At 35.6% G+C, this 15,102-nt stretch carries 12 protein-coding genes and 1 tRNA gene; 12 read left to right on the forward strand and 1 reads right to left on the reverse strand.

The features are described from left to right. Nucleotides 1-10: 10 nt before the first annotated feature. Both porN and ACIEHO_RS08200 read left to right on the forward strand, forming a co-directional pair. Complete coding sequence (gene porN, locus ACIEHO_RS08195; RefSeq protein WP_406970513.1) at nt 11-901, forward strand: type IX secretion system ring subunit PorN/GldN; 891 nt, start codon at nt 11-13, stop codon at nt 899-901. Nucleotides 902-1,010: 109 nt separating this feature from the next. After that, nucleotides 1,011-2,057, forward strand: coding sequence for an NAD(P)/FAD-dependent oxidoreductase (locus ACIEHO_RS08200; RefSeq protein ID WP_406970516.1), 1,047 nt, complete (start codon nt 1,011-1,013; stop codon nt 2,055-2,057). Nucleotides 2,058-2,085: 28 nt separating this feature from the next. On the opposite strand, the gene ACIEHO_RS08205 is transcribed toward ACIEHO_RS08200, so the two are convergent. Next, entirely contained in the window at nt 2,086-2,472 is a 387-nt protein-coding gene (locus ACIEHO_RS08205) for a DUF983 domain-containing protein (protein ID WP_406970518.1), read from the reverse strand. Between the two features lie 86 nt (nt 2,473-2,558). Here ACIEHO_RS08205 and ACIEHO_RS08210 point away from each other — a divergent pair, with 86 nt between their 5' ends. From ACIEHO_RS08210 to ACIEHO_RS08255, 10 genes are all read left to right on the forward strand, one after another. After that, complete coding sequence (locus ACIEHO_RS08210) at nt 2,559-4,469, forward strand: ABC transporter ATP-binding protein (protein ID WP_406970520.1); 1,911 nt, start codon at nt 2,559-2,561, stop codon at nt 4,467-4,469. A 74-nt stretch (nt 4,470-4,543) separates the two neighbouring features. Then, nucleotides 4,544-5,677 (forward strand): efflux RND transporter periplasmic adaptor subunit, encoded by a 1,134-nt coding sequence (locus tag ACIEHO_RS08215; RefSeq protein WP_406970522.1) that lies wholly within the window; start codon nt 4,544-4,546, stop codon nt 5,675-5,677. Continuing rightward, on the forward strand, nt 5,674-8,871 hold the full coding sequence (locus ACIEHO_RS08220) for an efflux RND transporter permease subunit (protein ID WP_406970524.1): 3,198 nt from the start codon (nt 5,674-5,676) through the stop codon (nt 8,869-8,871). The genes ACIEHO_RS08215 and ACIEHO_RS08220 overlap by 4 nt, the downstream gene beginning before the upstream one ends. Next, nucleotides 8,861-10,177 (forward strand): TolC family protein, encoded by a 1,317-nt coding sequence (locus ACIEHO_RS08225; RefSeq protein ID WP_406970526.1) that lies wholly within the window; start codon nt 8,861-8,863, stop codon nt 10,175-10,177. Before ACIEHO_RS08220 ends, ACIEHO_RS08225 begins: the two co-directional genes overlap by 11 nt. Nucleotides 10,178-10,335: 158 nt before the next feature. Continuing rightward, nucleotides 10,336-11,160: a Two component regulator three Y domain protein gene (locus ACIEHO_RS08230; protein WP_406970528.1), complete on the forward strand. Its 825-nt coding sequence runs from the start codon at nt 10,336-10,338 to the stop codon at nt 11,158-11,160. A 67-nt stretch (nt 11,161-11,227) separates the two neighbouring features. Further along, nucleotides 11,228-11,410, forward strand: coding sequence for a CPXCG motif-containing cysteine-rich protein (locus tag ACIEHO_RS08235; RefSeq protein WP_406970530.1), 183 nt, complete (start codon nt 11,228-11,230; stop codon nt 11,408-11,410). A gap of 59 nt (nt 11,411-11,469) precedes the next feature. After that, nucleotides 11,470-11,542: transfer RNA gene (locus ACIEHO_RS08240), tRNA-Met, on the forward strand. 55 nt (nt 11,543-11,597) lie between these two features. Next, nucleotides 11,598-12,935, forward strand: a complete 1,338-nt coding sequence (locus ACIEHO_RS08245) for a tyrosine-type recombinase/integrase (protein ID WP_406970532.1) — start codon at nt 11,598-11,600, stop codon at nt 12,933-12,935. Continuing rightward, entirely contained in the window at nt 12,935-13,624 is a 690-nt protein-coding gene (locus ACIEHO_RS08250) for a hypothetical protein (RefSeq protein WP_406970534.1), read from the forward strand. The genes ACIEHO_RS08245 and ACIEHO_RS08250 overlap by 1 nt, the downstream gene beginning before the upstream one ends. Before the next feature lie 63 nt (nt 13,625-13,687). Then, complete coding sequence (locus tag ACIEHO_RS08255) at nt 13,688-14,182, forward strand: hypothetical protein (protein WP_406970536.1); 495 nt, start codon at nt 13,688-13,690, stop codon at nt 14,180-14,182. The last annotated feature ends 920 nt before the right edge of the window (nt 14,183-15,102 follow it).

Below are 15,102 nucleotides of genomic sequence, written 5' to 3' on the forward strand. Positions count from 1 at the left end.
AAAATTTAAGATGAATCTAAAAAGTTTTTTATTAACCGCTGCAACTGTTTTAACGGCCTCAAGTATGTTTGCACAAGCCAATATACTCAACGCCACAAGTCCTGAGGAAATTGGTGTAAGAACCGAAGCTCAGAAAGCAGTTGACAATGATAAGCCATTGGAATATGGTTATGTTGATGATAGGGATATCTTGTATTCTAAACAAGTATGGGAAAAAATCGTTCTAGATGAGCGTGCGAACTTTCCTTTGTACTATCCTATAGACACTAACAATATTGGTAGCAATAGAAGGTCGTTGTATGATGTGCTCATGAAGAACATCCAAAACGGTACAATAGGGGATATTTATGATGATTCTTATTTTACTACAAAGCGAACTTTAAAAGATATTGAAGGAGCACTAAAGATGATTGATACCACAGAGTTGGGTATTGAGCAAATTAATGCTGGTGAAGAACTGTCTGCACAATATATTATTAGAAGAGACATTACAGCAGCTGATATTAAAGAGTATCGCATTAGGGGACTTTGGTATTTCGATAAGCGACAAAGTGAAATGAAATACAGGCTACTAGGTATTGCTCCTGTTGCGCCCGATGTAAACTTTATTGATTCTGATACACCAGATTTGGTAGAATTGTTTTGGGTATTTTTTCCAGATGCAAGGGAGGTATTGCACGAAGCCAAATCATTTAATGATAAAAATAGTTCTATGCCGTTTTCTTTTGATCATGTGTTGAACGCTAGACGTTTTCAGGCATATATCTATAAAGAAGAAAATGTTCAGCAAGACCGTACTATTCCAGAATATGTATCAGACAATGCTTTGATGCAGTTATTGGAATCTGAAAGGATTAAAGATAAAATTAGAGATTTTGAGTTGGATATGTGGACTTACTAATCCAATGAAAATATCAAATAGTTATAGAAAGACCATCATGAAAATGATGGTCTTTTTTTGTTTATGTTACTGATGAAAACGGCTTTTCTGAGTATATTCGTATAAAATTATGCAAACAGATTATATTATTGTAGGTGTTGGTATAGCGGGCATTAGTTTTTGCGAACAGCTAAAGACGAATAAGAAAACTTTTGTGGCATTTGATGATGCTTCTCAGCAATCATCAACCGTAGCGGGTGGTTTGTACAACCCGGTTGTACTTAAGCGCTTTACATCGGTTTGGAAAAGCAAAGAACAGCTTAACATAGCCTTACCGCTTTACGCCCAAATTGAAAAAGAACTAAACGTAAAATTGGATTATAAACTTCCAGTTTACCGAAAATTTGCATCGCTCGAAGAGCAAAATGATTGGTTTGTGGCATCAGACAAGCCATTACTTTCTGAATACATTTCAACAGATATTATCAAAAATAAAAATCAAGCTATTGAGGCGTCTTTTGGTTTTGGCGAAGTGCTCCAAACAGGCCGAATTGATGTTAAAACTATGGTTGAAGCTTATAAATCTGACCTATTGAAAAAGGGACTACTGATTGAAGAATCTTTTAAATACGATGAGCTGAATACTAAAAATGAAGAGGTGGTTTACAAAGACATCACGTCAAAGCATATCGTTTTTGCCGAAGGTTTTGGGCTAGTTAAAAATCCGTTTTTTAAAAATTTGCCATTGCTACCCGCCAAAGGTGAACTTTTAATTATTAAAGCCCCTAATTTGAAAATTGACTACGTTCTAAAGTCAGGTGTATTTTTAATTCCGTTGGGTAGAGAGTGTTATATTGTTGGTGCCACATACGAATGGAAGGATTTGAGTAATAAAACAACCGAAAAGGCTAAAGAAATACTTCTGGGTAAGTTAAAAAAGTTGCTTGCTTGTGATTTTGATATTATTAATCAAGTAGCAGGTGTTAGACCAACGGTTAAGGATCGCAGGCCTTTGGTTGGACAGCACCATCGCCATGAAAATATGTTTGTGCTTAATGGTTTAGGAACGCGTGGCGTTATGATTGGACCTTATGTAGCTAAGCAACTTTACAATTTTGTTGAAAATGGTACACCTTTAGAAAAAGAGATTGATATCAAACGATTTGAAAAAGAGTAGGTGTTGGTATAGTTAGGACGTACACCTGTTATTTTTTCTTAGCCAAAGATTTATCATAACTCATAAAAAAGTTAATCCAAATATTTCTGGAAATCCTCATTATGATTGGCATAAACACGATTAAAGTGCCAACAATGGAAATGAATATCCAATTAAGGCTAGCGTTAAAAACAAAGTAGCTTATTACAAATGCGGCTACAGCAAAAGCAATTCCTACGGCATAACTTACGTACATAGCGCCATAAAAAAAGGAAGGTTCGATTTTGTATTTGGTGCCACAATGGCTGCATTTTTCGTTCATGCTTAATGCTTCAGAAAGTAAATACGGATTTTTGTTGGCGTACATGGATTCCTCGTGGCATTTAGGGCATGTACCAGTAAATATGCTATATAGCTTTGTTCCTTTTTTAAACATATTATTTAGTGTATTTTTGCAGGCGCAAATTCGGTTGTAAAATTACATATTTATATTAATGGGTTTGTGCTAAAGGTTACATTTCTATGATGAATATTCATAATTTATCGATTTCATTCCAAGGAGAATACCTCTTTGAAGATATTACGTTTAAGCTTGGTAATGGCGACAGGGTTGGTCTTATTGGCAAGAATGGTGCTGGAAAATCTACCATGCTTAAAATTTTGTCGAAGGAAATGGAACCCGATACGGGACAAATTGCAGCCGATAAGGAACTGAAAATAGGCTTTTTAAAGCAGGACATTGATTTTGTTTTTGGCCGAACGGTTTTAGAAGAGTCGTATGAAGCTTTTACCGAAATAAAGGAACTGGAATCAAAAATGGAGGCTGTTAATACCCAAATGGCTGAGCGTACCGATTATGAAAGTGAGGGTTACCATCAACTGATGGTTGATATTAACGAATTGCAGCACCAATATGAAATTATAGGTGGATATAATTATCAAGGCGATACCGAAAAAATACTTCAAGGTTTAGGTTTTAAGCGTGAAGATTTTGATAAACTAACCGATACGTTTTCCGGAGGTTGGCGTATGAGAATCGAACTGGCCAAATTACTGCTTCAAAATAATGATATCTTGCTTTTGGATGAGCCTACTAACCATTTGGATATTGAATCGATTATTTGGCTGGAAGGTTTTCTAAAGAATTATGCCGGGGCCGTAGTTATTGTTTCGCATGATAAAATGTTTTTGGATAACGTAACTAACCGAACTATTGAAATTTCCTTGGGAAGAATTTACGATTATCCAAAACCGTATTCAAAATATTTGGTGTTACGCGAGGAGCTTAGGGAACAGCAGTTGGCATCGCAAAAAAACCAGCAAAAACAAATTGAGCAGACCGAAAAACTCATTGAAAAATTTCGTGCCAAGGCGTCTAAAGCAACCATGGCGCAATCGTTAATAAAAAAGCTCGATAAAATTGATAGAATTGAAGTAGACGAAGATGATAACAGTGTGATGACACTTAATTTTCCGATATCGGTTACGCCTGGGAAAGTGGTGGTTGAGGCTGAAGAAATTTCAAAAAGTTACGGTGATAATCGAGTACTCACTAGTGTAGACTTATTGATTGAACGCGATAGCAAAACCGCTTTTGTTGGCCAAAACGGACAAGGTAAATCGACACTGGCTAAAATCATTATAGGTGAAATAAAGCACAAAGGGCATTTAAAACTGGGTCACAACGTGCAAATCGGCTACTTTGCCCAAAACCAAGCCGAGTATTTAGATGGCAACAAAACCGTACTCGATACCATGATTGATGCTGCCAACGAAACCAACCGTAGTAAAGTTAGGGATATTTTAGGGTCGTTTTTATTCCGCGGCGAAGAGGTAGAAAAATATGTAAGGGTGCTTTCTGGGGGCGAACGAAACAGGTTGGCATTGGCCAAATTGATGTTGCAACCTTTTAACGTACTGGTTATGGATGAGCCTACAAACCATCTGGATATTAAATCTAAGAATGTGCTAAAGGAAGCTTTAAAACGTTTTGCGGGTACGTTGATATTGGTATCGCACGACCGTGATTTTCTTCAGGGATTGACCAATATTGTTTATGAGTTTAAAGACCATAAACTAAAAGAATATTTGGGAGACATTGATTACTACCTAGAACAGCGCAAAGTCGATAATTTACGTGAAGTTGAAAAACGGACAGTGGTTAAAGAAACTCCGAAAGAGAAGAAACAACAAAGTTATGAAGTGCAGAAAAAACTGAAATCACTTAATAATAAGCTAAGTAATGTTGAATCTAAAATAAACCAATTAGAACGCGATATAAGAGCTATTGATGTGGAATTGGAGACCAACTACGAAGAAACGTCTTCAAAACCCAATTTCTTTGATAACTACCAAAAAAAGAAAACCGATTTGCAAGACTATTTGCAACAATGGGAGGATATTCAGCTTGCAATTGAAGCTTTTGAAGTCTAGTTTTTTATGTTTATTTTAACTGATTAAATCAACAATTTAGGTAATTTTGGTCTTTGATTATCAAAATTTCCAATATGCGTAAAATTATACTTTCCGTTCTCGGAATTTTACTAATTGTCTTTTCCGTTCTTTTTGCTAAAAGACTTATCGATAACAAAAATAAACCGAAACCCGTTAAGGAAAAGGTGGTCAAAACAGTTTTTACTGATACGGTAAAAAATGGTACAGTTAAAATTATAATTCCCGCTAATGGTAGTTTAGTAGCCAAACATCGCGTAGAATTATATTCTGAGGTGCAAGGTATTTTTAAATCGTCGTCCAAATTGTTTAAACCAGGTCAAGAATACAATAAGGGCCAGGCACTTATTCGAATGGATGCATCCGAGCATTTCGCCAACGTACAATCTGCAAAGAGTAAATTATATAATACCATTGCGGCTATTATGCCCGATTTACGTCTTGATTTTCCTGAGGTATATCAAAAGTGGCAAACTTACCTTAATGGTTTCGACATGGGCAAGTCAACTCCTGAATTGCCTGAAATGACCTCTAAAAAGGAAAACTATTTTATTACAGGGCGCAATATTGTTACTGATTATTATAACGTAAAAAACCAAGAGCAGCGCCTTTCTAAATTTACCATTATGGCCCCATTTACGGGTATTTTAACCGAAGCTCTGGTTACTGAAGGTTCATTAATTAGAAATGGCCAAAAACTGGGTGAATTTATTAACACCTCGGTTTACGAAATGGAAGTGGCATTAAGTAAAGATTACGCCAATTTGTTAAAAGTTGGCGAACCAGTTGTTCTCAATAACTTAAATGAGACGGAAACTTATGCGGGCGAGGTGTCGCGCGTCAACGGCAGTATTGATCCTGATACGCAAACCATAACTGCTTTCATTGAAGTTAAACATGATGATTTGAAAGAAGGCATGTATTTGGAAGCCAAGTTGGAGGCAAAAGAAGAGCCTAACGCCATTCAAATTGATAGGAACCTTCTATTGGAAAATCAGCAGGTTTTTGTGGTTCGCGATAGTTTATTAGATGTTATTGACGTTAAGCCGGTTTATTTTTCGGACACTAAAGTGATTTTGAAAAACATACCTGATGGCACGGTTATTCTAAAAAAGTCGGTTCCAGGGGCTTATGCCGGTATGCTCGTAAAACCTTTTGAAACTCAAACGGAAAAAGAAGCTAAACCATGAGAAAATTAATTGGTTACTTTATACGGTATCATGTTGCTGTAAACATCTTTATTTTCGCGTTTTTTGTCTTTGGTGTTATTGGTATATTGTCTCTTAAGTCGTCTTTTTTTCCGCTGGTAGAGTCGAAAATCATTAATATAAACATTACTTATCCAGGTGCATCTCCTCAAGAAATAGAGGAAGGTGTAGTACTTAAAATAGAAGATAACTTAAAAGGGTTAAAGGGCATAGACCGTGTTACGTCCATTTCTCGAGAAAACAGTGGTTCTATCACCGTAGAGATTGAAAAGGGCGAAAATATCGATTTTATGCTTTTGGAGGTGAAAAATGCGGTAGACAGGGTGCCATCGTTTCCAACGGGTATGGAGCCTTTGATTGTTGCAAAACGTGAGGAAATGAGGCAAACCTTATCATTTGCTTTAAGTGGGGATGATATTCCTTTAGCGACCTTAAAACAATTGGGACGTCAAGTAGAAAACGACCTACGGGCCATTGATGGCATTTCACAGATTGAAATCACAGGATACCCTGAAGAAGAAATTGAAATTGCCGTTAACCAAACCAGTTTGTTGGCTTATAAACTCAGTTTTTCCGATGTGGCACAGGCTGTTAGCGCCTCAAATATTTTGGTAACAGGTGGTAATATAAAAACAGTGGCTGAGGAGTATTTGATTCGTGCCAACAACCGATCGTATTATGGCGATGAGCTTTCGAACATTATCGTAAAAGCTTTTCTAGATGGTAAAACGGTGCGATTAAAAGATGTAGCAATAATTCGTGACCGTTTTTCAGAAACACCAAATGCATCCTATTTTAATGAAAATCTTTCGGTTAATATTACCGTTACTAGTACTAATAATGAAGATTTAATTTCGGCCGCCGATAAGGTGAAAGACTACATTGAAGGGTATAACCAAAGCCATAACAACGTAAGCTTAAATGTTGTTAGGGATATGTCGATTGCCTTAAATCAGCGTACCAAGTTGCTGATAGAGAATGGTATGGCTGGAATTATTTTGGTGCTTATTTTCTTATCGTTATTCCTAAATACCCGTTTGGCATTTTGGGTGGCTTTTGGGCTTCCTATTTCGTTTTTGGGTATGTTTATTTTTGCAGGTCAATTTGATGTTACCATAAATGTGTTATCGCTTTTTGGGATGATTCTAGTTATTGGTATTTTGGTTGATGACGGTATTGTAATTGCTGAAAATATTTATCAGCATTATGAAAAAGGAAAAAAACCCATACAGGCCGCTATTGATGGTACCATGGAAGTTATTCCACCAGTAATTTCAGCCATTATAACAACGCTGTTGGCATTTTCATTGTTTTTGTTTTTAGATAGTAGAATTGGCGAATTTTTTAGTGAGGTTTCGGTTATCGTAATTTTAACTTTAGTAGTTTCTTTAGTTGAAGCGTTAATTATTCTTCCTGCGCATTTGGCGCATTCCAAGGCATTGCGAAAACCGATTGAAGTTGAGAACCCTTCTAAAATGAAGCAGTTTTTTGCTAAAATGCGTTTCATCAATAAGCTGGGCGATAGAATCATGTCGTTTTTAAGAGACAATATTTACAGTCCAACTTTAGATTTTGTTTTAAAATTTAAATTACTTTCATTAGGGATTTTTGTTGCGCTTTTAGTGCTTACGTTTGGTTCTATTGGTGGCGGAATAATCGGTATGACTAGATTTCCCGCTATTGCCAGCGATACAGTTTCCGTAGAACTGGATATGCCAAATGGGACCAATGTAAAAGTGACGGATTCTATTATATCGATGATTGAAAAGAAATCGTATTTAGTGAATAAGGAATTCACGGAAAAATATTTAAAAGGAACAGGCAAAGAACTTTTTGAAAATACTGTTTTAACTTTAAACAGTTCGTCAAGCGCAAGATTGGAAATTAATATGCTTCCCGGGGAAGAGCGTCCAGATGAAGTACAATCGTTTTTAGTGTCGAACCGTTTAAAAGAATTGGTTGGTCCAGTAATAGGTACTGAGCGACTGATTTTTGGCTCTGGAGGAAATTTTGGAGGCAGTCCTGTTTCCGTATCCCTTTTAAGCAATAATATTGCAGATTTAAAAGGCGCGAAGGCTGAGCTTAAAGAGGTTTTGCAAAGCAATCCGTTGTTAAAAGATATAGAGGACAACGACCCTGCTGGAATCAAGGAAATCCGGCTTCAGTTAAAAGAAAGTGCTTATTTATTGGGCTTAGATTTAAGAACAGTGATGTCGCAGGTTCGTGGTGGTTTTTTTGGTGTTCAAGCCCAACGTTTTCAGCGCGGTCAAGATGAAATTAAGGTCTGGGTACGATACGACCGAAGCGATAGGGAATCCATTAATAACTTGGACGATATGCGAATAGTAACACCCTCAGGTCAACGTGTTACTTTAAAGGATATTGCTACTTACAACATCGAAAGAGGCGACGTAGCAATAAACCATTTGGAGGGACATCGCGAAATACAAGTGTCTGCGGATTTGAAGGATCCAAACCAAAGTACGGCGGAGATATTGGATGATATAAAAGAAAATGTTATTCCTGAAATTCAATCTAAATACTCGACAATTTCGGCATCGTTTGAAGGACAAAATAGGGAGTCGGATAAGTTGTTGAGCTCTTTAAAAATGGTTGGAATACCAATTTTAATATTAATTTACATTGTTATAGCATTTACTTTTAGGAGTTACAGTCAACCATTACTCTTGCTAATATTAGTTCCTTTTAGTTTGACAGCTGTAGCTTGGGGTCATTGGTTTTGGGGTTTTCCTTTAAGCACACTTTCACTTCTGGGCATTATTGCACTAATTGGTATTATGGTAAACGACGGCTTAGTGCTAATTGGAAAATTTAATACGAATCTAAGAGAAGGTTTAAATTTTGATGAGGCCCTTTCAGAAGCCGGAAAATCAAGGTTTCGGGCTATTTTCCTTACATCCTTGACTACTGTGGCTGGATTAGCACCCTTACTACTTGAAAAAAGTAGGCAAGCCCAGTTTTTAAAACCTATGGCTATTTCTATTTCTTTTGGAATAGCCTACGCAACCATACTTACCTTGTTAGTGTTGCCTTTGTTTTTATCATTTAGCAACGACATTAAGAAGAATGTAAAATGGTTGGCCACTGGTAATGATGTGACAAAAGAGGAGGTAGAACGAGCAATAAAAGAACAAAAAGAAGAAGATGAACATTAAATGCGTTTTTTGTATCGGACTATTAATAGTGCAAAGTTTTGGTTTTGCACAAGAGCTTATTACGCCAGAAAAGGCCGTAGATCTGGCATTAGAAAATAACTATGGTGTTAAATTGGCCAAAAAAGATGTTGAATTAGCCATAAACAATGCAAGTATTTTAAATTCGGGATATCTTCCAACAGTTACAGGAAGTGCGGGAGGAACATTTAATTTGGATAATACCGAGGCCGAGTTTTCCGATGGACGTGTAACAACACTTAATGGTGCTGAAAGTTCCAGATACAATGCATCAGTAAATTTAAATTACATATTTTTTGATGGATTGGGGCGTGCTTATAATTATAAGCAATTAAAAGAGACACAACAGTTAACGGAGCTGCAAGCCCGGGAAACTATTGAAAACACCATTTTGCAGTTATTTACCGTTTATTATAATGTGGCTGAACTTGTTGAAAATACAAGTGCTATTGCGCAAACTCTTGAAATATCAAATGATAGGTTAACACGCTCAGAATATCAGTTTGAATATGGACAAAATACGAAGTTAGCCGTTTTAAACGCTCAGGTTGATATTAACAACGATAGTATTAACTTGATGAATTCTCAACAACAATTACAGAATTACAAAAGAGATTTAAACCTTGTTTTGGGAAATACATTAGTGAACGGCTTTAATATTGATACTTCGGTAGAATTTAATAATCTTTATAATAAAGAAGTGCTTTTACAAAAAGCTAAGGCCAATAATGTAGGGTTGCTGCAGATTAATAAAAATATTGATATCAACTCTCTTGGGGTTAGGTCACAAAAATCCGCATACTTGCCAACCATTGGTTTATCTGGTAGTTATGGTTGGAATAAAAACAATAATAATGCAGCGTCTTTTGTGGCGGTATCAACAAACACAGGTCTTTCGGGAGGCTTAAATTTAACATGGGATTTATTTGATGGCGGCAGTGCCATTACCCGTGTCAAGAACGCAAAAATAAACCTAGAAGCAATTAATATCCAAAAGCAACAATTGGAAGTTGCCATAGATCACGATTTTATGAACGCATGGGATGATTATCAGAATAAATTGGATATCTACAGGCTTCAGGAGGAAAATATAAAAACATCCCAAAATAATTTTGACCGGACGGAGGAAAAATTTAAACTCGGTCAAGTTAATTCTATAGAGTTTAGGCAAGCGCAACTGAATTTATTAACTACAGAATTGAGTAGGAATAGAGCAAAATACCTAGCTAAGCTTGCAGAGCTGCAAATGCTTCAGATTTGTGGTGAATTACTCAATGTAAAGTTTTAACCTTGAGGTTTCAATAATTATAACAACTTTAATTTATATATTAAAACAGTTTATCGATAGGTAAATGTTAAAAAAAAATGCATTTCATCGAATAAAATAGTTTTTAGTCTTGTTTCTGGTTACTTTCGTAGGAGAATTAATCCCAAATCTAATTTAAAATGAAGACTTTTAAACTTTTAGTTGTATGTTTCTTAATATCGGCCTATTCGTTTGCTAATGTTTCTAAAACAGAAAAAAGCGCCTTAATCGCACTTTATAATTCTACAAATGGAGCCAATTGGAATTCTACTTGGGACATAAATGCGTCTGTAGATACTTGGTACGGTGTTAAAATTGAAGACAACAGCGTTGTGGAAATTAATTTGCAGTTTAATAATTTAAGTGGAAGCCTTCCTCAGGAGATAGGAGAACTTACAAACTTAAGAAAGATTAGTTTAGGTTTTAATAAACTTAGTGGCGAGATTCCATCTTCATTAGAAAATTTAAAAAATCTGGTTTCTTTAGAGCTTTTTATGAATAGATTTGAGGGAAATATTCCTTCTGAAATTGGGACTTTAAAAAAATTAGAGTCGTTAAAACTGTATAGTAATCAATTAACGGGAGAAATGCCTAGTTCATTAATGGAGTTGACTAACCTTAAAGAACTTTTGTTAGGGAGTAACTTCTTAACAGGTCAAATTCCAACTGAAATCTATGCTTTATCAAAATTGCAAAAGTTAAGTTTGATGGATAATCAAATGGATGGTGAAATTCCAGTTGAAATTTCGCAATTACTACAACTAGAAGAGTTGTTGTTGTCAAGTAATGAATTTACAGGGGAATTGCCAATGGAGTTTATGAACTTGCCAAACTTGAATACCATGATGGTAAGTGATAATAACTTGAATCAAGAATATATCACGGTTTCTGGAAAGAATCCTCCAGGGTTAAAGATGTTAGATTTGCAGAATGCTACTGCGACTATGGATATTGAAAAAGAATAATTTAAGTTTTTATAAAATTAGTAAATTAAGGCCATCAAAGTTTGATGGCTTTTTTTGTTTTTAGGTGATGGTTGAACATTATTTTACATGCCCCTATTGCTGGGAAAGTATTTCCATGCTATTGGACAATACGATTTCAAATCAAAATTATATTGAGGATTGCGAGGTTTGTTGTAATCCTATTCAAATAAAGCTAAAATTTTTTGGGTCAGAACTTCAAGATTTTCAGGCTGATAGTATAGAGCAGTAATTTTTTGTAAATTTCTTATTGTAAAAAGTAAAAAGGATTGTATATTTGCAATCCAATATCGCGGGATAGAGCAGTAGGTAGCTCGTCGGGCTCATAACCCGAAGGTCACTGGTTCGAGTCCAGTTCCCGCTACAAAGATGAAAATCCTCTAAAGGCAACGGTTTAGTTCACTCTAAACCGTTTTTTTATGGATAACATTTTAGAATTAATTACCTTCGAGCCCCAAAATGAACACGATTTGGAACACGAATCTGAACACAAATTAAAATTTTCTGAGCCCAAAATTTACGATGCCAACGGAGACCTGACCAAACGCTGGTACGTTTACTTTTCATTTGTCGATCCACGAACGGGCAAACTCAAGCGGATGAAAAACATCTATGGGAAAACCAACCGCTACAAAACCAAGGAGTCCCGTTATTTTCTGTTAAGCCTTTACAAAAAGCGTCTGCTCAAACTATTAAAAGAAGGCTATGATCCTTTTGAGGATAATACAGCGCGCTATTTAAAGAAAACAAAAAGTCCGGCAGGGGAGAACCCACAAGACAAGACTTCAAGCACTAAAGAAGTCATATCGACGCCAGAAGAAGTGCCTAAGGAAGAAGATAAGCAAGGTCTGCCAGTCAAGGAAGCATTAGAATATGCCCTGAAGCTTAAAACGAATATTGTTGGAGAGCGAACCCTGGTAGATTACAGAAGTCGCTGTGATCTGTTCCTAAAATGGCAATCAGAGCGCTTTAAAACCATAGAAACTATAGATCAGGTCGATAAGAAGATGGTTTCAGAATTTTTAAACCACGTACAGTTAAAAACATCCCCTAGAAATAGAAACAATTACAGGACCTGTTTGGGGAGCTTGTTTCAAGTATTGGAGGATAATGATATTATAGACAAAAATTTTATCAGTGCCATTGCTAAATTAAAAACCAATCCCAAGCGCAACAAGACCTATTCAGAGAAGCAGCATCAGGATATTTTTGATTATCTCGAAAAGCAGGACCCTATAATGCTTCTTTTTATAAAATTTGTTTCATATAATTTTTTGAGACCCATTGAAGTGTGCAGGTTACGGGTGAAAGATATTAACCTTGATTCCAATACACTGCAGTTCCAAGCCAAGAACAAAGCCTTGAAAACAAAGATCATACCCGATATACTAGTAAAGGACCTGCCGGATTTAAGAGGTATTGATGGGGATATGCTCTTATTTACACCAAACAAGATCGGTGGTACTTGGGAAGCGACCTTAAGCAGTAGAAGAGGGTTTTTCAGTAATCGTTTTAACAAGGTGGTAAAACAGCATTTTGGCTTAGATAAAAACTATGGATTATATAGCTTTAGGCATACCTTCATTACAAAGCTATATCGGTCTTTGGTTAGTGAATCATCACCGTTTTCAGCAAAGAGCAGCTTAATGCAAATAACGGGGCATGCATCCATGTCCGCCTTAGAAAGCTACTTGAGAAATATTGACGCAGAATTACCAAAAGATTATTCCAGTCATTTAATTAAAAAGGCAAAATAATGAGTGCGGGCAAGCATATGGAAGAACTGTTGAAACGTATATACATGCCGTCTGTATTTTATTTCCCGAAAGCGCTATTTCCAAATTTATCAGCAGAAACAAGGCAAATGCTGGATGTATATGGATTTTTTGAAGATACGGGGATACTAAAGGCCAATGGGGATGTGGGGTCTATAACAACCCCTGTCAATGCTTTGGAGATTTATAAAAAGGAAGATGTCTTGAATGGCAATCTGTTTCAACTTTTAGAGATAAAAGAAGGCCACCAAAATAAATCCTTTGGTTTTCTATTTGAAAAGTATCTGTCACAGGTAAAAACATGGGCCGGTGTCTATGATTGGCTGCTCAATAACCTTGAAAAGCAGATACCCCAGGAGTACCATGGTCAAAAACCATTATTTGAGTACCAATGTATTGTTCTCGATAAGCATTTAACCATGCTCGACCAGGAATTTCAATTTAATATTGATGAGACAGCCACAACAAATGTGGTGGATATTTTAGCAGAAAATGAAGCGATATTGCCAATAAGTGGATTGCTAAGCAATGATTTGCAGGCGAGCAGGAGCGGTGAAGCAATAAACAAAAAGCAAAAAGTAACAAAACCATCAAAGAAGCCATTGCTGTTAACAGAACAAGAAGCAGATGAATACCTGTTGGAAAGGGTCTTCAATGTGAAGTTAGGCTAGACCGGTTATAATTTGAATTAAGTGAAATAAAGCGATTCTAAATTAAGATAAACGTAAACAGAAATGAAAAAAGAGGTCACTTCAATTAATTTAAAGTTATCTGACGAGTTAAAAGAAAAAGTAAAGAACAGGGCAGGATTAAGAAAGCAGACGATATCCAAATATGTTAGGGAGCTGCTATCAAATTATTTCGATGGAAGTTTATGTAAAGGGGAAATAATTAAAAATGAAAAGAAGGAATTCATTAACTCAACAGATTTTTTACAATTAATAGTTTGGATTTACTCCAAAAGAAGGTCTAATACATTTAAAGAGCAACCCGGGGAACTGGAAGGTTATATAGGAACACTCAAAAAAACGGCCGACCATTTTCCAAAACACTTGGTGTTAGAATTTGATAAGGTGTTACTGGATCTTATTAGAGTCCAAAACGTAACAACCGATTTTGGCAAGGATTATAAATTTGCAGATGGATATTCATACACACCAAATTTTAACTTTGAGATACTAGAGAAATACCTGCTTAATTATAGTGAAAAATTAAGTTTCCTAATCTAAGTAATTATAATTTACCAAAAAAAAGCAAGATGGTAAATAAGTAATAATAGCAATGGTAAAAAAGTGATAAAAAGGTGATAAAAAAAATATCGCAATTTTTTTAAGTTGTTTTACATTCAATTTTAATCAATAAAACGTTGTAAAACAGGGCTTTTTATAGGGTGTCTACCTAAAGCATAAAAATGTACTGGTAATTTTATAGAGTTGTAAAAGTGATATTATATCTATCAACTACATGTCTTAAAGTAGCTAGTACCGGGGTTATTTGTGCCAAGAAAATTTCTCCAATTTGACCTCATCTCAAATTTAGCTGTCGGTCAAAATACACTTTATGAAAAACAACTTTTGGAATTTGGATTTGGTTATGAAGTAGGTTCATTTATTAAAATGAATAGTTCTCAATACAAATTTGGGATTATTATTCTACTTTTAAACAGTTCAGTTTTAGGGGAAGCTTACAAATAACCAGAATAATAAAGTCAAAATTGGCGTAATTGCATAAAAACTAAAGTAAAATCCAATTTTCTTAAATGGCTTTAAATTCCAGAAAAAGAGAATAATTCCACTTCCATAAACTAATAAGTTTATAATATAAGCAAGTCTATAATTCAGACTTATTTCAATCGTGCTTTTCAGGGTAAAATTCAGTAAAGCAAATCCCAAAAGGTAGAAATGAATCTTTGTTATTATATTTCTGATTTGGGTTTTCGTCATATTGTGGCTAACGTGTTTGGCTATGGTTTCGTTGCGTGAAAATCCGAGAGGATTTTCCGCCGTAAACCGAAGATAGCAAATTTGCGAGGACTTTCCGAAAGGAAAGTCAGAAGCAATGAACTATAGCCGTTGTGCCTGTTGCACAACCTTTCAAATATAGTTTAAAATTTCAATTTCTGCATGAAACTTCTTATTTTTAAGAATGC

This window comes from Flavisericum labens (assembly GCF_045446075.1).
Lineage (GTDB): Bacteria > Bacteroidota > Bacteroidia > Flavobacteriales > Flavobacteriaceae > Flavisericum > Flavisericum labens.

Excerpts from the sequence above, each read along its gene's own strand:
- porN (WP_406970513.1), top strand. The coding sequence starts at position 11 with ATGAATCTAAAAAGTTTTTTATTAACCGCTGCAACTGTTTTAACGGCC.
- ACIEHO_RS08200 (WP_406970516.1), top strand. The coding sequence starts at position 1,011 with ATGCAAACAGATTATATTATTGTAGGTGTTGGTATAGCGGGCATTAGT.
- ACIEHO_RS08205 (WP_406970518.1), bottom strand. The coding sequence starts at position 2,472 with ATGTTTAAAAAAGGAACAAAGCTATATAGCATATTTACTGGTACATGC.
- ACIEHO_RS08210 (WP_406970520.1), top strand. The coding sequence starts at position 2,559 with ATGATGAATATTCATAATTTATCGATTTCATTCCAAGGAGAATACCTC.
- ACIEHO_RS08215 (WP_406970522.1), top strand. The coding sequence starts at position 4,544 with ATGCGTAAAATTATACTTTCCGTTCTCGGAATTTTACTAATTGTCTTT.
- ACIEHO_RS08220 (WP_406970524.1), top strand. The coding sequence starts at position 5,674 with ATGAGAAAATTAATTGGTTACTTTATACGGTATCATGTTGCTGTAAAC.
- ACIEHO_RS08225 (WP_406970526.1), top strand. The coding sequence starts at position 8,861 with ATGAACATTAAATGCGTTTTTTGTATCGGACTATTAATAGTGCAAAGT.
- ACIEHO_RS08230 (WP_406970528.1), top strand. The coding sequence starts at position 10,336 with ATGAAGACTTTTAAACTTTTAGTTGTATGTTTCTTAATATCGGCCTAT.
- ACIEHO_RS08235 (WP_406970530.1), top strand. The coding sequence starts at position 11,228 with ATGGTTGAACATTATTTTACATGCCCCTATTGCTGGGAAAGTATTTCC.
- ACIEHO_RS08245 (WP_406970532.1), top strand. The coding sequence starts at position 11,598 with ATGGATAACATTTTAGAATTAATTACCTTCGAGCCCCAAAATGAACAC.
- ACIEHO_RS08250 (WP_406970534.1), top strand. The coding sequence starts at position 12,935 with ATGAGTGCGGGCAAGCATATGGAAGAACTGTTGAAACGTATATACATG.
- ACIEHO_RS08255 (WP_406970536.1), top strand. The coding sequence starts at position 13,688 with ATGAAAAAAGAGGTCACTTCAATTAATTTAAAGTTATCTGACGAGTTA.